The following is a 20,861-nucleotide window of genomic DNA, read 5'->3' on the forward strand; positions in this document are numbered from 1 at the left end:
AGCAAGGGTATATTACAGGCGATGCTGTTGCCATGTCCGTCTTTCTTTCGCTGCAACTAAACAAACCCTTGCTGGTAGAAGGTCCTGCGGGTGTAGGCAAAACAGAAATTGCCAAGGTAATGGCTAATGCTTTACAAACAGATTTGATTCGCCTGCAATGTTATGAAGGCCTTGATGCAACACACGCACTATATGAATGGAACTACCAACGGCAATTGCTTCACCTTAAAATGGTGGAGCACAATGCACAATCAATTGAAGAAAAAGAGAAAACAATTTTCAGTGATGCCTTCCTCATGAAACGGCCATTGCTACAGGCAATAACACACCATAAAAAACCCGTGCTCCTTATAGATGAGATCGACAGGTCTGATGAAGAGTTTGAAAGTTTTTTACTGGAGGTACTGAGTGATTGGCAGATAACCATTCCCGAATTGGGTACCATTGTGGCAACCCATATTCCTCACGTGATACTAACGGGAAACCGTACACGTGAATTAAGTGATGCATTGAGAAGGCGTTGTTTGTATCTATACATTGACTATCCTGATTTTGAAAAAGAATGGCTGATCGTCAGGAATAAAGTACCCGGCATTGATGCAAAACTAGCCGAACAAATCACACGATTCATGCAGCAATTGCGTATTACCAACCTGGAAAAGAAACCGGGTATTGCTGAAACGATCGACTGGGCTATGGCTTTATCAGCCCTTCATATTGACCATCTTGATAAAAATATTGTTGAGCAAACATTAGGCCTTGTATTGAAAGACTGGAGTGATACCAGGGAAGTTCAATTGTCGCTAAGTGAGCTCCTTGAAAAAACAGGCGTTCATTCAAAGCTTGATACGTTATGATTTCAAGACAAACATCTTTATCAAAGAACATTGTCCGGTTCTGCATTTTTCTTCGGGAGAAAGGTTTTAATGCAGGAATGGATGAAGAGGCTGCAGCGCTGCATGCATTGCAATATATTGATTTCAGCAGCAATGAAATTTTCCTGTTAGCGCTGAAGTCTATCCTCTGTCGTAGCAAATCCCAATTGGATGAATTTGATGATTTGTTTCATGCGTATTGGAAAGAGTTGGAAACAGCAGTTAATGCAAAAAAGAAAGATGATGCCAACGCTAAAAAACCGGCACAGCAGGAAGCTTCGTTCAAATCGCTGAAAGCATGGCTACATGGTAACCGGAACGATGATACAGAAGAAACAGCAACCTACAGCCTGCACGAAAATCTTTCACAAAAAGATTTTTCTGCAGTACCGGAAGACCAGGTAAACGAACTCATGCAAATCATCAAAGCCCTGGCAAACAGGCTTGCCGCAAGAACAAACAGGCGCTATAAGCCATCTAACAAAATCGCTATGCCGGATTTGCGGCAAACACTGCGAAAAAATATGCGATGGGGAGGTGAATTGCTCGATATAGTTCACCGCAAACCCAGGAGAAACAGGATGAAACTTGTTGTGCTCTGTGATGTAAGCAGGTCGATGGAGTTATATTCTGCTTTTTTGATACAATTCATATACGCTTTCCAGCAGGTGTATAGCCGGATGGAAACATTTGTGTTCAGTACTTCACTTACGAGAATAACATCCTTATTAAAACAAAAGAATTTTCGCGAAGCATTACACTTGCTCGGCGCTGAAAAGAGTGGATGGGCCGGGGGCACGAGAATAGGAGAATCACTGGCAGCATTTGTGAAAGACCATGCAAAAAAAATGATCGACTCAAAAACCATCGTTATTATTTTAAGCGATGGCTGGGACACGGGTAATATTGATACACTTAAAAAGAGCATGGCGTATATCCATTTCAAATCAAAAAAACTTATCTGGCTAAACCCATCTGCCGGCTATTCGGGCTATCGGCCTGATGTAGCGGGAATGAACGCGGCTATGCCTTATATAGATGCTTTTGCCCCGGTTCATAATGTTGAAAGTTTGAGGCAATTGAGTAAGTTGCTATAAGAAAATCTTTCTCCACTAAAGTCTGCGATTATCTCTAACCTGTTAATTCGAATTCAATCATCGATGAATATCACATACAAAAATCAATTACCGGGCATAATATACGTGATTGTTCACCGGGCAGCCCTAAATTAATTGCATATTAAAATAAAACCGGGCTATTCTTTTATGAATTTAATATCCGGCATATCCAGGAAGTAATTGGGAAGACACGTGAGGGTTTTATCATCTTCAATTTTAAAATCGATGCCTTTAAAACTAACCTGTTCCAGGGAGGGGTTTAAGGCAAGCTCAAACCGGTTATTATCATTTGCCTTGTCTTTTACAAGCGTAAGGATATCCGGAAACAGCGTATGCTGAACATAGATAGTATCGCAATGGGCAAGGTCGGCAGATGCCTCGCCGTTATTGTCCGTATAGGCTTCCTGTCTCTTACCGTCCGTAAGAAATATACACAGGATATTTTGAACCAGGTATTTGTTAGCGTTATTAAACTTAAGCTTGTATCCTTTTAATTGTTTTGATTGGCTCGTTACGGTGAAATCTTTGCCGGGTTCTTTATTGCTTTTAAGTTTTAGTGTATCGCCTTTTACAGAAAAGGTTCCCGTTGCGTTGCGATCAACGGCTCCATAGCTAAAGAAGAATTCAAACTTACCATCTGCCGTAAAATTAAAACCGGATGCCATTTCCATTTTCCTGAAATAATATTCACCCTGGATTATTTTTTGCGACATTGATTGCAGGTTTATAAATAACAATAAAAAGAAGATGCTTTTTTTAAAGAAAAGATTCATTTGTTTCCCTCCCGGTAATTTTATTAAAGAAACAAAATTTTTCTTAAAAACAAAATGCCGTTCAACTCCAACCAGGTCAGTTATAACGGTTAAGCATCAACGCTACTATGTGGGGAAGATTTTTTTAAAGCTACTGTCGAATGAGTTGCCAAATACGCTATCTCAATATATAGGCATTCGGTGAAGCGTTCCGTAAAAAGAATTGATAATCGATCCAAATAAAACCTTTATCGCCCCAGGAAGTGCCCCAGGAATTCATTACCAAAAAAGCATTCCTGCTATCATCGTAGCCGGTGACCAACATCGAATGCACATCGCCCAATTGACCACATCTTTCTTTCCAGGTAAATGGAGACGTTATTTTATCAAATCCTTCATCGGTGGCAATAAAAAAAATAACCGGCCTTTTTTGAAAGAGCTCCTTTTTCAGTAAGGTAAGATTATGGGGATCTATTTTTTCCCAACCTTGTATTTTATTCTTCGCCGCCTCGTGATGTTGAACACTGTCAGGTTGCGTTGAATAATCATTAGCGTAGTAAGGCATGCTCTTTAGCGAACAAGCGCCCTGGGCTTTAAATAATTCTAAATTATCCATAAAGGCAGCGGTACCACCTGTACCCTTAGGCACCTGGTTATATACAAAAGCGGGACTTAAAATTTCGCTGTCACTATACGGCTCCCCGGTTTTAAGATGCATATAGTAACTACCGGCGCCATACACAGTTGCCCATGCACCACACGAAAGCTGCTTTCCCTGGTCGCCCGGTACAGGCATATCAAGGCTGACGGCAGGTGGTAATGATTTAAGGCCCGATGTAAGATTATTGTTGGCATCGATACCGGGTGCTGTCGGGTCAGTGACATCAAAATAAGACGTGTCAATTGCTCTGTTGAAGAAGCCGGGAATATTCAGTAGGTACTTATTTTCATTATTTACATTTTTACCATGCGAATATGAAATGGTAACTGCGGAGATTAATAGAATTATTGGAAGCGTTTTAAACAACATTGGGCAGCATTGGATTTTTCTCTTTCATAAAAAGAGTCCCGGGTTTAGCAGGAAATTAATGTAGCATCCATTTTAAAACGATAGGAGCAAGATGTGTATTGTATTAACTCTTTTAAAATTTTGAAGATGCGTGGATGCGCAAATGAAGCTGATTTGGGAGCATTGCCGCAATTGTTTAGTTTTAAGGTGCGACAATGATGAGTTGTGTGTAATAAATTTGAGACCTTTAATAATCATACTTTTCATTCTGACGTTTTCAGCTTGTTCCCAACAGCCGAGGATAAAAACTTTGGCGACTCAAGACCTCAAATATTCGGCTTATTATTGGCACTTCAATCAGACGGCAAATAACTTCGAGTTTTATTTAGACCATTATATTAATATTGACAGCACCGGTAGGTTTGTGCTGATGCGACATGAAAGTTGGATGAAAAGCCCAAAATATTTTAATGGTATCATTGGCGACACACTTTTTCATCTTATTGAATCTGCGTTTGCAAATAAGAGTTATAAAACAAATTATTCTTACACCGCAGATAACGGTATTTACGATGGATTAAGCTACTGTTTCGACTATAACACTAATGGACATAACAAGAAAATTTTTTTTATTCCGCAAAATGCTTCCTTTGAAATTCAAAGGCTGAGCGAATTTCTTGACACTTTAATTGATAGCACAAACGGGACTAAAATTGACCCTCTAATGCTAAAAAATTATATTGACACTTTAGAGAGTTCAGACGGCGCTCCACCAGCACCGACCCGACCTTCACCGCCAAAAATAGATGTAAAGACTTTTAAGCAAAAACAGACTGAATGATTTATTACTACACACAACAAAGCGGCAATTAAAAACCAAACCATGCGAATTAGCGGAAATCTAAAAGATGCAATTTTTACTAACTCTTTGCCTGGCATAATTCTTACTTTTACCTTATCTTTTTTTTTCCCTGATTTAAAGGGAGTAACCGTTCTAGAAAGGATTTATTTTTTTTCGGGGATATTGTGCTTAGGGACAATAAGTACTTACATACAAATGACTTACAGGAAAATTCAAAGTCTTGAAATTGGTGATTCAGTGATTATTGGGGGAAGAAATATTTTAAACTCTGACATTTTATCTATTCACCGATCGTTTACCAGATCATTTAATATAATAACTTTTGAAGTATTACAAAGTGGAATTCTAGAAAAATTGTCTGTTATGGAAAAGCCAAAGAGGCTGTTTGGAATTTTTGGACCAAAAGGATCATTAACCTTAAATCGTCTATATCAGCGTTTTCCGGACTTGCAAGACAAGCAAGCCTGAAAATACCGCTTACATGCTGCTTGCTGCTATGCCAGCAGACCTGCAAATCCTCATCTTTTGTAATGCTATCAGCAGCAGTTCTGGCAGGACTTTCATTGTTCAGCTTTTGTGCATATCTTCAACAATAGTTTTTCAATTGGGCTAACGTTGTGGGTTGAACGATATTAAATTCCAGCACAGCAGCAAGCCCTACCGTTTTGCGCAACCAATTTGTGCTTCGTAGCGGCCGCTGGTATGACAATAACATTTTGACATCAAAAGCCTAAATTAGATTGACCATTAAACCAAAGGATGATTTCAAGATTTACAAATATTAAAGGGATTGGCAGGTTTCACGACTGCCACTTCGGTGGGCGACATTTCAATAAAAACACAATCATCTTCGGGCAAAACACAGGAGGGAAAAGCACCTTGGCAGACATTCTTTGGTCTTTCAAAACGGGTAACGTTGCAATAATAGAAGGTAGGAAAACATTTGGTTATACAGGAAGCCAGCAAGTTGAATTCATTGACGAAACAAATAAGCAGTTCAAATACCCAAGTAATGAATGGGTTCAAGGATTTGAAAATATTGAAATCTTTGACACACAATTCATCAATGAAAATATTTTTGAAGGAAACGAAATAACCTACGGACATCAAAAAAATCTTCACAGCATTATAATAGGAACAGAGGGGAAAAAACTTGCCAATGAGATAAATACTATTCAGGATGAGCTAAATGAATTGACAGCGAGGAAAACAGCAAAGACAACCGAGTTTAACAGAACATTCAAAAAAGAGATTTCAACTAAGGAATTTTCCGACCTTCCGAAAATTGAAAACATAGATGGCGCAATCAAAGATATACAGGCAACTATTGAAACCGCCAATAATCAGGAAAAAATCAAAAGTATTTTTGAAACGATTGAAACCTTACTTAATAATATAATTACCCAAAATACAAAAACTGTTTTATCAAACTCAATTCAGGTTCAAGCTGAAATTGTAACAGAACATATTTTAAAGACATGGAAAAATCCTAATCATACAAAAGATTTTTTGCAGACAGGTTTAAACCTAACAAAAGATGAACAAGTGGATTGTGTATTTTGTGGGCAATCTCTCGATTCAAACGCCAAGGATTTACTTTCTGCATATTCTCAATTATTTTCACAGCAATACAGGACTTTGCAAACAGAGATTTCTAATGCTGTTTCGAAGTTTGAAAAATGGAATCCTACAACTTTCTTAGAATCTATTCAAGACAAGTTAGCATCGGTAAAAATCACTCTCGTACCTGGAGAGTTGAATAAAGAAGAATTAAAACAACTTAAAGAGAATATAAACGCCGAATTCACAAAAAAAATAAAAGACATAGGGTGTGATGTAAATTTTGAAAAGTATGATGCCCTAATTGAAGCTGTTAAAAAAGTTAAAGAGCAAACAGATGAATTGAAAACAAAAAATGTATTTACAGGCGAAGTAAATATAAAAGTACTCGATGAACGAATCAAGAAACTTGAGTTCTCAAAAATTAGACACACTAAAGAATGGGATGATTTTTTAAAAGAGTATGATAGCATTGACGGAATTCAAGAGACAAAAAAACTTAAAAGAGAATCTACAAGAGAAGCATTAAATCGGTATAGCACTAATTTATTCGGGATTCATTTCGATACAATAAATAAAATTTTACAGGAACTTCAAGCAGACTTTAGAATTTGCGATTTTCAACCGATTAAAAGAATAGTTGGGCAAAGTGAAAGGATTTTTGCATTAAAGTTCTTTAATGCCCACAAAGTTTCAATAGATGAAACTTCTACCGGAAAACCAAACTTCAAAAATACACTTAGTGAGAGCGATAAAAGAGTATTGGCATTTGCTTTTTTTTATTCTTTAATGATTCATGATGAAAAACTCAATGAAAAAATAATTGTCTTTGACGACCCATTTTCAAGTTTTAATTCTGACAGGAGAGTTAAGACAGTTCAACTTTTAGCTAATCCATACTTAATTACTCCAGAAGGCGAATACGTCGAAAAAGATGTAAATCAGTTAATAATACTCACACATGAATCGGAGTTTTTTAAGTGGCTATTTATGAAACTCGACAATCCCAAGCCTCTTAGATTAATTCCTGATGGCGACACTAATGGAGTAAAAAAAAGTACCCTTGTAGATTGTAATGTTTACAACGAATTTATTGAAGATGAAAATTTAAAAGACTTAAAAGAAATTGAAAATATTTATTCATCAAATAAACCTATTATAAATTACGAAGGGCTTTGTGCAAAGTGTAGACGAGTTCTGGAAAGTGTTTTTGCAAGAAAATATTTATTTGAACTTGAAGATGAAATTAACACAAGAAAGAGTGTTAGGACTTTCGTAGCCAAACTTAAAACAATCTCACAGAATGACTTTGATAAAACTCCAAAATATAAAGTCTTCATTGACTTGTGCGATAACCTAAATATTGAGTTGCACAACAATACGCTTAGAAACGAGGGGCAAAATGCACAAGCTGTTTTGGGCGATTTTTTGAAATTAATTAAACAGGTATGACAAACGATGACGTTTGGCTGCACACAACAAAGCGGCTTGCTACTATGCTGACTGAACTACATTTCTACATCTTTTGTAATGCTATCAGTAGCAGTTCTGGTAGGATTTTCATTGTTCATCTTTTGCACTTATCTTCATCAATAGTTTTTCAACCTGCCTGCCGTCAGGCAAGTTGGGCTAACGTTGTGGGCTAGACGATATAAATTTCCGGCACAGCAGCAAGGCCCTGAACGTAAGCTCCTACTTTAAGTGAAACCCTACACAAACGAAAGCTACCTGACTTTGACGACGACCTTTCCCCATCTTAGTCCAAGCATATCGAAAAGAAGCCTGGCGCAAGAGTGTGGGGCGGGTTTTGTGTGGTAAGCCATCTTGTGCTTGTACAAAGCAAATCCCCATGTTAGTCCAAGCATATAGAATGTACCATGGCGCAAGTATGAGGCTTAGCTTGTGCCTGGGTTACTTGTGCCAATGTAGACTAACTATAACTTAATGAAACCAATCCGCTCATCCCGCAAAAGTCACGAGCGCTGCTATATTTCCAATCTTCTTCTTTTGTTACAAAGCCTGCCTGCACAGGATTCTGATGTATGTAAGCTAATTTTTCGTCAAACATTTCCTGGCCCGTAATTTCAAGCGGTTTATTATGCTGTTGCCAAAACTGCCAATCTTTGTTATTGCCATTTTTCTTACCCGCCCGCTCCATCATCCATATCATCCATTCTCTTCTGCTTTCCTGCGGATGGTTTTTAATCGTTGTCTTAAGTTCGGATGAAGTATGCTTTTTCATATCACGAACAATATCCTCTAACTTGTCTTGTGTACTTCCTATTATCATGTGAACATGGCTTGGCATAATACACCATGCATAAATTTCCAAACCTCGTTTTTCCTGGCAGTGTTTCCATGAATCTATAATAACCTGGTTGTATTCCTCTCTTACGAAAACATCAATCCAGTTTACCGTGGCATAGGAAATAAAATACAGTTTATCGTTATCGTGAAATTTATATTTACGGCTCATACACTAATATAAGCATCTCTTCAATATAGCCCAAGTAGGTCGTTCTTTTTTTATGGCACAAGTATGGCTAAGCTTCAAAGCCCGGCTACCAAACTTGCGCCAACTCAACATTCTTTATAACGCAACGGAGAGAGTGGAGATAATTGCGCCAATTTGGGAATAATACTAAGAATGTTCATATTTGTGGGGAAGCATATTGCGATTACAATGGTTTTGTTGAAGGTGCATTGAGATCAGCAGATAAAGTGCTTGAAACAATTAGATTATGATACCCATCATAGTCCAAGCATATCGAAAAGAAGCCTGGCGCAAGAGTGTGGAGCGGGTTTTGTGGGGTAAGCCATCTTGTGCCTGTACAAAGTAAATCCTCATCTTTTGTAATGCTATCAGCTGCGGTTCCGGCAGACTTTCATTATTGAGCAATTCGACATATCTTCATCAATAGTTTTTCAACCTGCCTGCCGTCAGGCAAGTTTGGCTAACGTTGTGGGCTAAACGATATAAATTTCCGGCATAGCAGCAAGGCCTAAACGTAAGCAGCTACTTTAAGAGAAACCCTACACAAACGAAAGCTACCTGACTTTGACAACAACTTTTCCTCTTGACCGACCTGCTTCAACGTAAGACAATGCTTCATTAGTTTGCTCAAACGGAAACACTTTACCAATAACCGGTTTTATGGCACCAGCCTCAATAAGTTGAGTTATTTGACCTAATTGTTTGCCTTCTGCTCTCATAAACAGAAAAGAAAAATTTACACCAAGCCGCTTTGCATTTTTCCTGGCACTTGCGCTCAGTAACCGCATAACTATTTTCAAAAACAAGTTACCATTAATTTGAATTGCGAAATCAGGGTCAGGAGGACCAGAGATAGAAATAACTTTTCCACCAGGTTTTAATATTCGCAACGATTTTTCAAGCGACTTTTTATCCTGGCTGTTCAACACCACATCATAATCTTTCAGTATGTTTTCAAAATCATCCTTTCTGTAATCAATCACAACATCTGCACCCAAACTTTTTACCAAATCAAAATTTGCCGCACTTGTTGTTGTAGCCACAGTTGCACCCAAATGTTTCGCCAACTGAATGGCAAATGTTCCGACACCTCCCGAACCTGCCTGTATGAAAACCTTCTGTCCTTTTTTCAGATTTGCTTTTTCAACAAGTGCCTGCCACACAGTTAAACCAACCAAAGGAATGGATGCGGCTTCTTCCATGGAGATATTTTTCGGCTTCATCGCAACATCTTTTTCATTGATTGAAATAAATTCAGCAAAAGTCCCCATTCTGAAATCCGCTGGTCTTGCATAAACTTCATCACCAATTTTGAACTTGCTTACTCTTGAACCAACCTTGGTTACAATGCCTGCCACATCATGCCCCAATATGAATGGAGGTTTGTATGGTAGAAAAAGTTTGAATTCGCCATCTCTGATTTTAGAATCTAACAGGTTCACACCTGCCGAATGTATTTGCACCAACACATCATTCTCTCTTACACCAGGTGCCGCTATTTCTGTCAGATGCAGTTTTTCTTTTTTGCCGTATTTTTTTACTATGAATGCTTTCATTATTCTGATTTTTATTGATCTGTTATTTTATTTAGCTAACAAGGCATTCGGACCGCCGCCGATACGGGCAACGGGTATCGCTCCATGGGATTCAGTAATAATGTTTCCCCTGGGCTGAGTGTATTTGCCTCTGTTAAAATCACTTTGAGTTGTTTCCATTTTAATTTTTGTTTAATTGCTTAAGAACATTTTTTTCTAAAATCCCATAAGCAAAGTGCTGCAGATTAATCAGAGCAGAAGTGCCCTTACCGACAATGTTTCTGAATTTAGGCCGATCCGTTTCAATTACTTTAAGCACTTTACCTACGACTAATGAAGGGTCTTCGGCTTGTTCTACTAAGTCATTAGTGAATTTTTCAATTTTACCCCTTAGCGTATTGTAATCTTCAATTTTCGTTAAAGGCGAAGATGAATTATCCAGGATGCTTGTTTTAAAAGCAGAAGGTTCAATCATAGAAACACTAATATTAAACTCACTCAATTCATAACGTAACGATTTGAAATATCCTTCCAATGCATGTTTGGAAGCTGCATAGTAAGCGGCATTGGGAAATGATACGAGTCCAACAATGGAACCTACAGTTATTATTTTACCAAACTTTTGTTTTCTAAAATGCGGCAATACAGCGTTCGTAACTTTGATAGTCCCCCAAAAATTTGTTTCCAATTGTTGCCTGCCTAAATCAATGGGTGTTTCTTCTGCAATGCCAGAAACTAAAAAGCCGGCATTGTTAACAAGAATATCCAACTGGCTTATTTCGCCGAAAATTCTTTCTGAAAATGTGTTTATTGATTGTTCTGAATCGAGGTCTAATGCTATCATCTTAAACGGAAACTTCGCTACATACTTTTCGGGGTTACGACTTGTACCAATTACATTGTAACCCTTTCTGTGTAGTTCGTTTGCGACTAACAAACCAAAGCCGGAAGATGCCCCTGTTACTAAAATATTTTTTTTCATTTTTACCTGTTTTACTTTTTAAATTGTAATTTTACTTGCATTTTGCAAGTGCAAATATATAAACAACTTTCAAATTGCAAGTTATTTTTCAAAATATTTTTTAATTATTTTATGGAAGCAAGTAAAAAAAGGTCTGACTGTCCATTAGGAATCTCGCTTGACGTATTTGGCGACAAGTGGTCATTACTCATTATCCGGGACATGATGTTCGGAAATAAATGTACCTATAACGACTTTTTAAAATCGGACGAAGGTATTGCCACCAATATTTTAGCATCAAGACTGAAAGGACTTGAAGAAAATGGCATTATTGAAAAATCAGAACACCCGGACAGTAAAGCAAAAATTTTGTACCGACTGACACCAAAAGGAATTGACTTGTTACCTGTAATTATGGAAGTTTACATTTGGTCAGAAAAATATTATGAAATGCCAACCGACCTAAAAGCGACAATCAAAGAAGCGAAGAAAGACAAGGACAAATTTGTGAAACAGGTTACGAAAGAATTGAAAATGAAAATGACCGTGAAAAAAAGCAGCAGTTAACATGAACTGTATAAAACTCTTGCTGCTTTTGGTATCAAGTCAACAGAATATTTTAATCACCCGTTACTAATCACTGGAATTTGGCGCAGCTAAAATATTATATACCTGTTCCGTACTAACTCATGTAATGTAACCGCAATTATTCCATAAATTACAACATCATTACAATCAAAAAAAGCAACATGAAACATCCATCTTCATCCAATGATCACCCATCAGTTGGCAGGAGAAAATTTATTGCCAACTCACTATTAACTGCAGGCGCTTTATTAACGATGCCCGTAATAAACAAAGCCACAGGCATAAATAAAATGAACGAAACCTATACGGTTGGAGATATAATGGACTTGTTTATAAAAGAAGTGCCCGGTGGCGTTCTTACCAATACAGTGGATACGTTAAAGGCCGGCAACAGGGACATACAAGTGACCGGAATTGTAACTACCATGTTTGCTACGATTGAAGTCATCCGCAAGGCTATTGATCTTGGTGCAAACTTTATTATTGCTCATGAACCTACATTTTACAATCATACGGATGATACTTCGTGGTTGCAGAACGATGACGTGTATCAATACAAAGCCAACCTGCTAAAGCAACATAACATGGCCATCTGGCGAAACCATGATTACATCCATAGCCTCGTACCGGATGGCGTTACCATGGGTGTATTGGAACAATTGCAATGGAAAAAATATGCCGATCATGAGGTACCCAACATTATTACTTTACCGGCCGCAGCCACATTAAAAGATTTGATTGGTCATCTTAAAGAAAAACTATCGATAGAAAAAGTAAGATACATTGGTGAGCCATCCCATTCGTGCAGCCGGTTGTTACTAATGCCCGGAGCTGCCGGCGGCAGGAGACAGATCGAATCAATCGGCAAAATAAAACCGGATGTATTGATATGCGGCGAAATATCCGAATGGGAAACTGCCGAATACGTTAGGGATGCAAGAGCCAAAGGAGATAATATTTCATTAGTACTTCTCGGCCATATTGCCAGCGAAGAACCGGGCTCGGAGTTTATGCTAAACTGGTTAAAGGAAAAAGTACCGGTTATAAAAAGCAGTCACATTCCAAGTGGTAATTCTTTATCGTTTCTTTAGTGTCGTAATTAAAACCTGCCTTCCGGTATGCTATACCTAAAAGTTACAGAAAGCTACAGGCTGTTTACCCATATAAATTTCTTTTCCCGTTCCCCTCCATCACCGGAATTATCCAGGTAAATCCTGCCTGTTACAAAAAAAAATATTTGCTCCTGCACATTTTCGATATGCTGCCGCTATGTGTTCGTTATGTATTCGATAAGTGATCGATCCGGGGAAGCGATCTGCTTACACAATAAATAAACTTTCTGTTCGTTTATTGATATAAGCAATTATCCTAAAATCAGTTCGCAAACCAATACGAACTCATTTAAACAAAAACTATGGCACGAATTATTAATGGCATCAATGGCGGTTTCACGGGCAAAGTGGGTGTGGTGACCGGTTATATAAGAAACGGTGGAAATTTCATGCGCAGCAGGACCAGGAGGAAAGATAACGTTAAAAGTGAAAAGCGGCTGGTGCAACAACAAAAAATAAAAGTGTGCAATGAATTTACAAAACCATTCTCCGGCTCAGGCTTTTTTAATACAAGCTTTCCCGCAAACGGAGCAACCAGTACGGGCTATAACCGGGCTACCAGCGCTATTATGAACCGGGCAATTGTAAAAGAACCTGAAGTATCACTGCAATACCCGTTAGTTCTAATTTCCATGGGTATGCTGCCGGGCGCCGTGTATGCGTCTGCGTTAGCTAATGATGATGGCGATATTGTATTTAGCTGGGTTGATAACACAGGTACCGGTACTGCTAAAGAAGAAGATAAGGTATTAATGGTTGCTTATTTTCCGGAAACCAAAACGGCAATGTATGAGATAAGTACTTCCACAAGAAAAGATGGTAAGGCAGTGCTGCCAATGAAATCAATGAAAGGCATTGCAGAAACATGGATAGGCTTTGTTAGCGCCGACGAAAGCAATGCAGCCGACAGTGTGTATACGGGAAGTATTACGCTTTAATATCTCTTACGCCATTACTGTTATTCAATACCGCCTCTTAGATAGTAACGATATAATAAAAATATTTATTCACCCGTTGTTTATAAAAATTAATTTATTATGCTGGTGCCCGCAATGAATAATAAAGAAGTTACCAACGAAATTCTGAAAGACCTGGAAAGGCTAACCAGGACTACGGTGGACCGGTTGCTGGACGAATACGACCGGGAAAGAAGAAAGTTTAAAATTGATAAAGCAAAGACTTACTCTAAAGCCTATCCCGTGAAAACAGCATCTAAAAACACATGGATCGTATTCATGCAAAAGGCGCCAGCGGTTGCAAAATATAAAAATGTTTACGATGCCATTGCCTGTTGTGTGGCATATTATTATTCAGCAAAAGGGCTGAAAGCCTTCAGGTACAGTTCCAGTGGAAAATATATGGAAGTATTTAATGGCCATTTTTTCGCAAGGTATAATGAGCGGCTGCAACTGGATTTAAACAGCCCGGTAGAAGCCATCAAAAGATTTTTCAACAACAGTGGTTACCTGCAACTCCAGATAATTAAAAAAGATGGAAAGCAATACTCAACGGGTATTTGCAGGGAAGGGATGGCTTTGGGAGAATATCATAGTAACAGCGACGTGCCATGGCTGGTGCATAAAACATTCATACACCACGACCTTAAAGGGCGCCAACAGAAAGAGTCAGAAAAATTAGTAATGTTACAGGCACAGTTGCAACTCTTAATAAATATGCTAGACGAAGAGCGTGATTTTGATGAAGAGCAAATTATACAATCAAACAATGTTTTATCACACCTTATGGATAAGTAACAAGCGCGGTACCTGGTCGCTTAACGACATATCTTTTTTAAAACTTCCCAAACATTTTCGGCAACTATTTTTTCACCGGTCTTATTCGGATGTATGCCATCATCCTGGTTTAGCTTGGGATCGCCCCCTACGCCTTCTAATAAAAAGGGTATTATAGAAACATTGTTTTTAGCGGCCAGTTCAGGATATATTTTTCTAAACTCCGAAGTATAATCCTGTCCCATATTGGGTGGAATCTCCATCCCGGCAAGCACAATTTTTGCTGACGGATATTTCGTTTTTACTCTATCAATAATAGCCTGAAGGTTCTTCCTGGTTACCGTTAACGGGATGCCACGAAGCCCATCATTACCGCCGAGTTCCAAAACAAATACATCAACAGGCTGGCGTAGTATCCAGTCTATACGGCCTATTCCGCCGGAAGTGGTTTCGCCGCTCACGCCTGCATTTATTACTTTATAAGGAAGATGTAATGAATCAATTGTATCCTGGATCAAAGCAGGAAACGCTTCATCAGGTTCCAAACCATAACCTGCGGTAATGCTGTTGCCAAAGAATAAAATTGTTTTACGCTTCGCTGAAGAATCAGCGGATGTATTCGCTGAAGGTTTCGTTTGTTCATCAACTTTTTTGCTACTGTTATTGTTACAACTTATTATAGCAATACAAATAAAAAGATGGAGAAGGAAGATCTTATTCATTAAATAGCTCATAAATTTTAGTGCTGCCTGGAATACAAATAAGAATTCAGGTAATTTTATAGGGTAACTTTTTATTAAAATATTTATACATAAAAAAATATGCCATTTGCTATAGCGACAGGCAAGTTAACCAAACCTTATGGAATCAATTCTCAATCTGCAGCAGGTAAGTAAAACTTTTAAAAGCGGCAACCGCGATTTAACTGTTCTTGATCATGTAAGTTTTTCGGTTGAAGAAGGAGCGACGCTTTCTATTGTTGGCCCTTCCGGGAGTGGTAAGACAACCTTACTGGGCTTGTGTGCCGGCCTCGACCGCTCTTCATCAGGCAATGTTATTCTGCAAAATAACAACCTCGAAAACATGAATGAAGACCAGCTTGCAGCAGTAAGAAATAAATACATCGGATTTATATTCCAGAATTTTCAATTGATGCCTACACTAACCGCCATTGAAAATGTGATGGTGCCATTGGAATTACGCGGCGAAAAAAAAGTAAGGCCAAGAGCCATGGAACTGCTGGAGAAAGTTGGCCTTGCCGATCGAAGTCACCATTACCCTGCACAGCTAAGCGGCGGCGAGCAACAACGGGTATCCATTGCAAGGGCTTTTTCCAACAAGCCAAGTATTTTATTTGCTGACGAACCTACCGGCAATCTTGATGCAGAAACGAGTGAGAAAATTGTAAACCTCATATTCGACCTTAATACAGAAGCAGGGACCACATTGGTTTTGGTAACGCATGATGCAGACCTTGCCGCGAGAACCCGGCGCATCATACATTTGAAGGGAGGGAAGATTGTATCTGATAAACCCACAACAGTAACAGCCTAACAATGAGCAATAGACGAAACATAAAGGATGTAAATTCTAAAGAAAAGTAATGACGCCGACAACTTCCGAAGGAAAAGAGCTTACCGGTTTTAATACTCGTTTTAATGCAGGCTGGCTCATACAGATGGCCTGGCGTGACAGCCGCAGAAGTCGTTCCCGTTTGTTTCTTTTTATATCTTCCATCATCCTCGGAATAGCGGCATTGGTGGCCATATATTCTTTAGGCAATAATCTAAATGATGAAGTAAATAACCAGGCCGCGACATTGCTGGGCGCTGATCTTGAAATATCTTCCAATCAATTACCGGCACCTGCGGTAAGTAAGATGTTGGATTCACTTGGCAACAAAAGATCAGAAGAACGTCACTTTTCATCCATGGTTTTATTTACTAAAAATAACGGAACCAGGCTGGTACAGGTTCGTGCGCTGCAGGGTTCATACCCCTATTATGGATCATTGGGAACCCTTCCGGATTCAGCGGGAATTTCTTTTCGCAATAAGCAACAGGCGTTAGTGGATGAAACACTCATGTTGCAGTACAATGCAAACGTCGGTGATTCCATACAGGTTGGAGACATGAGGTTTGCCATTGCCGGTAAATTGTTAGATGCTCCGGGCCAAACAGGATTTTCTTCATCCATCGCTCCCATTGTTTATATACCGCTGCGTTATCTTCAGCAAACCGGGTTAATGCAAAAAGGAAGCCGCATCAGTTATCATTATTATTATAAGTATAGCCCGCAAACTGATGTTCAAAAAATGATGGACGACATGCGGCAGCAACTCGAGGCTAACGATCTTAATTATGAAACGGTTGCACGGCAGAAAGAAGACACGGGTCGTTCCTTCACTGATCTGACCAGGTTTTTATCATTGGTTGGTTTTATTGCATTGTTGCTGGGTTGCACCGGTGTTGCCAGTGCCGTGCATGTATATGTAAAAGAAAAAGTGAATTCAATTGCCATACTCAGGTGTCTCGGAGTAAGGGCTTCGCAGGCAGTATTTATTTATTTGGTACAAATCATTGGAATTGGTTTTATTGGATCTGTCTTCGGCGCAATTTTAGGTGTTATTATTCAACAATTTTTACCGTTTATTCTAAAAGATTTTTTGCCCGTTCAGATCACAACGGCCATTTCATGGCTGGCAGTGTTGCAGGGTATCGCTTTAGGATTAATTATCTCTGTATTATTTGCTTTACTCCCCTTGCTTTCTATCCGGAAAATATCTCCGTTGAACGCCCTGCGGGTGTCTTATGAGCCGCACAAGGCTGAACGGGACCCCCTTAAATGGTTCATTTATTTATTGATTGTAATTTTCGTGTATGCGTTTACGTTTGTACAAATGCACAACTGGAAACAGGCGCTTTCATTTACTGCGGGAATTGCGCTATCGTTACTGGTATTAACAGGAATTGCCCGTGGACTCATGTGGTCAGTAAGGCGTTTCTTCCCTTCTGCATGGAACTACTTATGGCGGCAGGGACTTGCCAATTTATACCGACCCAATAACCAGACAACCATTCTTATTATTGCTATTGGTTTAGGAACTGCATTGATATGCACTTTATTTTTTGTGCAATCGATATTGATACAAAGGGTACAACTGTCCACCGGCGCCAATCAACCCAATATTGTCTTGTTCGATATTCAAACCAAGCAGGTTCCCGGCGTAATGGCGCTTGCCAGACAATATGGTTTACCGGCAAAGGAAACGGTTCCTATTGTAAACATGCGGCTGGAACAGGTGAATGGCGTGACCGCCGCACAAGCTGTAAAGGATACAAACAGTAAATTCTCCCGCCACCTTTTTGGCCGCGAATACAGGGTTACCTACCGCGATTCGCTTACTTCTTCTGAAAAAATAACCGAAGGTAAGTGGAACGGTGTTACTAACGGGAGTGGCCTACCCGAAATTTCTATAGAACAGAATTATGCAAAAAGAAACAATGTGCATATTGGCGATACTTTATTATTTAATGTGCAGGGAGCGGAAATGCAAACCGTCGTTGGAAGTTTCAGGCAAATAGATTGGCGCGGGATAAGGACAAATTTCCTCGTGGTATTTCCAAAAGGATTACTTGAAGCTGCGCCACAGTTTCACGTATTATTATCAAGAACGCCATCACAGGAAGTTTCAGCAAAGTTTCAGCAGGCAATGGTTCGTCAATATCCCAATGTTTCCATTATTGACCTTGGATTAGTGCTGCATATTTTGGATGACCTTATGGGTAAGATTGGCTTTGTTATCCGGTTCATGGCAGGCTTCAGTATCATTACAGGTATCGTCGTGTTAATTTCGTCTGTGCTTATCAGTAAGTATCAAAGAATGAAAGAAAGTGTTTTGCTCCGTACATTGGGAGCCAGCCGCAAACAGGTTTTTGCGATAACTGCTTTGGAATACTGGTTTCTCGGCTCGCTGGCGGCTCTTACCGGGATAGTGCTGGCGCTGGGTGCAAGCTGGGCGTTGGCGCATTACATTTTTGATACACCTTTTCATCCGCAATTTTTTCCCGTAATAATCTTATTTGTACTTGTATGTTTACTTACCGTATTAACCGGTCTTGCCAACAGCCGGGGATTGCTAAACAAACCACCACTTGAAGTATTGAGACAGGAAGAGTAAAAATCAGGTACCCCTAAAACGCTCTGCCCACATTGCCCTTTAATAACTTATGGATAATTTTGGACATCACTGCCTATGTTCAGACAAAAAACCATCTTATTATATTTAGCCTGCACTTTTTTTTCAGTCATGGTTTCTGAAAGCCAGGTGTCTGCCCAGGGAAATAGATTTGATATCCCCACGGGAGTGATTACACTTACAATTAGTGCGACGCCAACAACTTGCAGCAAAACCAATGGAAGTATGGTGGCTTCGGCTTCCGGTGGTGTGACACCATACACCTACTCATATACAATTTCAGGAAATACACAGGTTCAGAATACCGGTAATTTTCAAAACCTGGCCGCGGGGACATACACAGTTATCGCAACCGATGCCAAGGGCAACGCTGATACGGCAATCATAAATCTTTCCAATAATTCTACGGCGCCTTCAGCCAAAGTAACTTCTTTTACTGATCCTTCAACCTGCGCTACCTTTGACGGCAGCCTAACTGTCTCGGCAAGCAACGGTACACCACCCTACCAGTTCAGTTTTGATAACGTCAATTATCAGCCAGCCAATGTATTTACAAATCTTACGCAAGGTTTGTACAGCATATTTGTAAAAGATGCCAATGGTTGCGTCAGTGAAAATTATACCAATTACCTGTACGCTAAAGTCTCGTGTTTTGGAATCGGCTTTTACTATTCAAACTTTGAATGCAATAACAACGGAACCTTAACCGTTGGGACTGTGCTGGGCGGCGTACCTCCTTTTGTGTATTCCATCGATGGCATTAATTACCAGGCCGACAATAAATTTTACAACATTGGAGCCGGTGTACATCACATGTACACCAAAGATGCTACCGGTGTCGTGAGCATATACACCGTTACATCTTCACCTTTATGCCCAGTAAATGCTTCGTATGTAGCCACGGACGCATCCTGTAACCAAAACGATGCAGTTCTGACGCTGTCGCCCGCCTACGGAATCGGCCCCTATGCCTACACGTTAGATGGTATTAACTACCAGCCGGATAATATATTTACCAATCTCCTGGCGGGAAACTATACCTTCACAATTAAAGATGCTAACGGTGTAACTTTCTCGGGCTATGCAACAATAAAAAGCAAATGCCCGGTTGTTTTCGCCTCTCAAACCGATCCAACCTGTGGGCGGCAAGACGGCAGCATCGCTGCTACCGGTTCCAATGGAACACTTCCTTACCAGTTCTCTATTGATGGAATCAACTTTCAAACAGGTAACCTTTTTACCGGGCTCTCAGCGGGAAATTATACCGTTACGATTAAAGACGCCGAAGGCTTTATCGATACAACTTCTGTCACCCTTAGCAGCAATTGTCTCTCGCTAAACATCAACATTACCAATACAGTTTGCAGTAGTGTAACCGGTGCCATTAGCGTATCCGCATCTTCCGGCACACCTCCTTACGAATATTCTTTAGATGGAAATAATTACCAGCAAGGAACAACTTTCGGCGGGCTTGCTGCAGGCAGCTATACGGTTTATGCAAAAGACGCTGCCAGTGCTACGGCAGACTCCACGATAACGATAACAGATGTTCCTGGTCCGCAGGCAAGCGTAACGATTACACAGGGCTCATGCGGTAATCCAAAAGGTAATTTAAATATTATTGCCACGGGAGGAACGCCGCCAATGCAATACAGCATCGATGGTATCACTTACGAAAGTTCCGGGGCATTCGATAATCTTGATTCCGGTAAGTATATAACGTATGTGAAGGATGCCAACGGATGTGTAACCAGCGACACCGTGGAGATGGTTCCCGAGGGTTGCGGCATCCTGTTACCGAATGCTTTTTCCCCCAACGGCGATGGCCTCAATGACATTTTCAGGATAAAATATCCTTTTGCAGTTAAGGCATTCAGCCTTACCGTTTATAACCGTTTGGGTGAAAAGATTTTTGAGACTTCCGACATGACGAAAGGATGGGACGGAACGTTCAGGGGAATTAAACAACCCATAGATATTTATGTGTGGATCGTGCAGCTAACTTCACTTAATAATATTAAGCAAAAGATTAATGGTATTGTTACGCTTCTAAAATGAGGGTGA

General features: G+C 39.7%; 19 protein-coding genes. 12 read left to right on the plus strand and 7 right to left on the minus strand.

From position 1 onward, the window contains the following. Both ACO1O5_RS10170 and ACO1O5_RS10175 read left to right on the plus strand, forming a co-directional pair. Window positions 1–857, plus strand: an 857-nt coding sequence (locus ACO1O5_RS10170; protein ID WP_486269848.1) for an AAA family ATPase, incomplete at its 5' end; no start/stop codon positions are given. Continuing rightward, complete coding sequence (locus ACO1O5_RS10175; RefSeq protein ID WP_486269850.1) at window positions 854–1,972, plus strand: vWA domain-containing protein; 1,119 nt, start codon at window positions 854–856, stop codon at window positions 1,970–1,972. The genes ACO1O5_RS10170 and ACO1O5_RS10175, both read left to right, overlap by 4 nt. A gap of 158 nt (window positions 1,973–2,130) precedes the next feature. Here ACO1O5_RS10175 and ACO1O5_RS10180 read toward each other — a convergent pair whose 3' ends face one another. Both ACO1O5_RS10180 and ACO1O5_RS10185 read right to left on the minus strand, forming a co-directional pair. Further along, on the minus strand, window positions 2,131–2,706 hold the full coding sequence (locus tag ACO1O5_RS10180; RefSeq protein WP_486269852.1) for a hypothetical protein: 576 nt from the start codon (window positions 2,704–2,706) through the stop codon (window positions 2,131–2,133). A 217-nt stretch (window positions 2,707–2,923) separates the two neighbouring features. Beyond that, window positions 2,924–3,775 (minus strand): C1 family peptidase, encoded by an 852-nt coding sequence (locus ACO1O5_RS10185; protein WP_486269853.1) that lies wholly within the window; start codon window positions 3,773–3,775, stop codon window positions 2,924–2,926. A gap of 289 nt (window positions 3,776–4,064) precedes the next feature. Here ACO1O5_RS10185 and ACO1O5_RS10190 point away from each other — a divergent pair, with 289 nt between their 5' ends. The 3 genes from ACO1O5_RS10190 to ACO1O5_RS10200 all read left to right on the plus strand — a co-directional run bounded on the left by ACO1O5_RS10190 (window position 4,065) and on the right by ACO1O5_RS10200 (window position 7,628). After that, window positions 4,065–4,595 carry a hypothetical protein gene (locus ACO1O5_RS10190; RefSeq protein WP_486269855.1) on the plus strand — a complete coding sequence of 177 codons (531 nt, stop codon included), beginning with the start codon at window positions 4,065–4,067 and terminating at the stop codon, window positions 4,593–4,595. Between the two features lie 42 nt (window positions 4,596–4,637). Next, window positions 4,638–5,084 carry a hypothetical protein gene (locus ACO1O5_RS10195; protein ID WP_486269857.1) on the plus strand — a complete coding sequence of 149 codons (447 nt, stop codon included), beginning with the start codon at window positions 4,638–4,640 and terminating at the stop codon, window positions 5,082–5,084. Window positions 5,085–5,375: 291 nt separating this feature from the next. Next, window positions 5,376–7,628 (plus strand): AAA family ATPase, encoded by a 2,253-nt coding sequence (locus tag ACO1O5_RS10200; RefSeq protein ID WP_486269859.1) that lies wholly within the window; start codon window positions 5,376–5,378, stop codon window positions 7,626–7,628. A gap of 478 nt (window positions 7,629–8,106) precedes the next feature. On the opposite strand, the gene ACO1O5_RS10205 is transcribed toward ACO1O5_RS10200, so the two are convergent. The 4 genes from ACO1O5_RS10205 to ACO1O5_RS10220 all read right to left on the minus strand — a co-directional run bounded on the left by ACO1O5_RS10205 (window position 8,107) and on the right by ACO1O5_RS10220 (window position 11,187). Beyond that, complete coding sequence (locus tag ACO1O5_RS10205; protein ID WP_486269861.1) at window positions 8,107–8,652, minus strand: REP-associated tyrosine transposase; 546 nt, start codon at window positions 8,650–8,652, stop codon at window positions 8,107–8,109. A gap of 572 nt (window positions 8,653–9,224) precedes the next feature. After that, window positions 9,225–10,226, minus strand: a complete 1,002-nt coding sequence (locus ACO1O5_RS10210) for an NADP-dependent oxidoreductase (protein WP_486269863.1) — start codon at window positions 10,224–10,226, stop codon at window positions 9,225–9,227. 27 nt (window positions 10,227–10,253) lie between these two features. Beyond that, window positions 10,254–10,385 carry a hypothetical protein gene (locus ACO1O5_RS10215; RefSeq protein ID WP_486269865.1) on the minus strand — a complete coding sequence of 44 codons (132 nt, stop codon included), beginning with the start codon at window positions 10,383–10,385 and terminating at the stop codon, window positions 10,254–10,256. 1 nt (window position 10,386) lies between these two features. Next, complete coding sequence (locus tag ACO1O5_RS10220; protein ID WP_486269867.1) at window positions 10,387–11,187, minus strand: SDR family oxidoreductase; 801 nt, start codon at window positions 11,185–11,187, stop codon at window positions 10,387–10,389. Between the two features lie 111 nt (window positions 11,188–11,298). Between ACO1O5_RS10220 and ACO1O5_RS10225 the strand changes: the two genes are divergently transcribed. The 4 genes from ACO1O5_RS10225 to ACO1O5_RS10240 all read left to right on the plus strand — a co-directional run bounded on the left by ACO1O5_RS10225 (window position 11,299) and on the right by ACO1O5_RS10240 (window position 14,620). Further along, window positions 11,299–11,733 carry a winged helix-turn-helix transcriptional regulator gene (locus tag ACO1O5_RS10225; RefSeq protein ID WP_486269869.1) on the plus strand — a complete coding sequence of 145 codons (435 nt, stop codon included), beginning with the start codon at window positions 11,299–11,301 and terminating at the stop codon, window positions 11,731–11,733. Window positions 11,734–11,915: 182 nt separating this feature from the next. Continuing rightward, complete coding sequence (locus tag ACO1O5_RS10230; RefSeq protein WP_486269871.1) at window positions 11,916–12,845, plus strand: Nif3-like dinuclear metal center hexameric protein; 930 nt, start codon at window positions 11,916–11,918, stop codon at window positions 12,843–12,845. Between the two features lie 323 nt (window positions 12,846–13,168). Further along, window positions 13,169–13,804: a DUF6266 family protein gene (locus ACO1O5_RS10235; RefSeq protein WP_486269873.1), complete on the plus strand. Its 636-nt coding sequence runs from the start codon at window positions 13,169–13,171 to the stop codon at window positions 13,802–13,804. A gap of 99 nt (window positions 13,805–13,903) precedes the next feature. Beyond that, complete coding sequence (locus ACO1O5_RS10240) at window positions 13,904–14,620, plus strand: hypothetical protein (RefSeq protein WP_486269875.1); 717 nt, start codon at window positions 13,904–13,906, stop codon at window positions 14,618–14,620. Window positions 14,621–14,640: 20 nt separating this feature from the next. Here ACO1O5_RS10240 and ACO1O5_RS10245 read toward each other — a convergent pair whose 3' ends face one another. Continuing rightward, window positions 14,641–15,321, minus strand: coding sequence for an arylesterase (locus tag ACO1O5_RS10245; protein ID WP_486269877.1), 681 nt, complete (start codon window positions 15,319–15,321; stop codon window positions 14,641–14,643). 139 nt (window positions 15,322–15,460) lie between these two features. Here ACO1O5_RS10245 and ACO1O5_RS10250 point away from each other — a divergent pair, with 139 nt between their 5' ends. The 3 genes from ACO1O5_RS10250 to ACO1O5_RS10260 all read left to right on the plus strand — a co-directional run bounded on the left by ACO1O5_RS10250 (window position 15,461) and on the right by ACO1O5_RS10260 (window position 20,855). Beyond that, a complete protein-coding gene (locus ACO1O5_RS10250; RefSeq protein WP_486269879.1) occupies window positions 15,461–16,153 on the plus strand; it encodes an ABC transporter ATP-binding protein in 693 nt (230 codons plus the stop codon). A gap of 49 nt (window positions 16,154–16,202) precedes the next feature. Beyond that, window positions 16,203–18,779, plus strand: a complete 2,577-nt coding sequence (locus ACO1O5_RS10255) for an ABC transporter permease (RefSeq protein WP_486269881.1) — start codon at window positions 16,203–16,205, stop codon at window positions 18,777–18,779. Window positions 18,780–18,854: 75 nt separating this feature from the next. After that, window positions 18,855–20,855, plus strand: coding sequence for a T9SS type B sorting domain-containing protein (locus ACO1O5_RS10260; RefSeq protein ID WP_486269883.1), 2,001 nt, complete (start codon window positions 18,855–18,857; stop codon window positions 20,853–20,855). Window positions 20,856–20,861 lie beyond the last annotated feature (6 nt).

It is taken from the genome of Ginsengibacter sp. (genome assembly GCF_057362405.1).

Coding starts and splice junctions, on each gene's coding strand:
- ACO1O5_RS10175 (WP_486269850.1), top strand. CDS start 854: ATGATTTCAAGACAAACATCTTTATCAAAGAACATTGTCCGGTTCTGC.
- ACO1O5_RS10180 (WP_486269852.1), bottom strand. CDS start 2,706: ATGTCGCAAAAAATAATCCAGGGTGAATATTATTTCAGGAAAATGGAA.
- ACO1O5_RS10185 (WP_486269853.1), bottom strand. CDS start 3,775: ATGTTGTTTAAAACGCTTCCAATAATTCTATTAATCTCCGCAGTTACC.
- ACO1O5_RS10195 (WP_486269857.1), top strand. CDS start 4,638: ATGCGAATTAGCGGAAATCTAAAAGATGCAATTTTTACTAACTCTTTG.
- ACO1O5_RS10200 (WP_486269859.1), top strand. CDS start 5,376: ATGATTTCAAGATTTACAAATATTAAAGGGATTGGCAGGTTTCACGAC.
- ACO1O5_RS10205 (WP_486269861.1), bottom strand. CDS start 8,652: ATGAGCCGTAAATATAAATTTCACGATAACGATAAACTGTATTTTATT.
- ACO1O5_RS10210 (WP_486269863.1), bottom strand. CDS start 10,226: ATGAAAGCATTCATAGTAAAAAAATACGGCAAAAAAGAAAAACTGCAT.
- ACO1O5_RS10215 (WP_486269865.1), bottom strand. CDS start 10,385: ATGGAAACAACTCAAAGTGATTTTAACAGAGGCAAATACACTCAGCCC.
- ACO1O5_RS10220 (WP_486269867.1), bottom strand. CDS start 11,187: ATGAAAAAAAATATTTTAGTAACAGGGGCATCTTCCGGCTTTGGTTTG.
- ACO1O5_RS10225 (WP_486269869.1), top strand. CDS start 11,299: ATGGAAGCAAGTAAAAAAAGGTCTGACTGTCCATTAGGAATCTCGCTT.
- ACO1O5_RS10230 (WP_486269871.1), top strand. CDS start 11,916: ATGAAACATCCATCTTCATCCAATGATCACCCATCAGTTGGCAGGAGA.
- ACO1O5_RS10235 (WP_486269873.1), top strand. CDS start 13,169: ATGGCACGAATTATTAATGGCATCAATGGCGGTTTCACGGGCAAAGTG.
- ACO1O5_RS10240 (WP_486269875.1), top strand. CDS start 13,904: ATGCTGGTGCCCGCAATGAATAATAAAGAAGTTACCAACGAAATTCTG.
- ACO1O5_RS10245 (WP_486269877.1), bottom strand. CDS start 15,321: ATGAATAAGATCTTCCTTCTCCATCTTTTTATTTGTATTGCTATAATA.
- ACO1O5_RS10250 (WP_486269879.1), top strand. CDS start 15,461: ATGGAATCAATTCTCAATCTGCAGCAGGTAAGTAAAACTTTTAAAAGC.
- ACO1O5_RS10255 (WP_486269881.1), top strand. CDS start 16,203: ATGACGCCGACAACTTCCGAAGGAAAAGAGCTTACCGGTTTTAATACT.
- ACO1O5_RS10260 (WP_486269883.1), top strand. CDS start 18,855: ATGTTCAGACAAAAAACCATCTTATTATATTTAGCCTGCACTTTTTTT.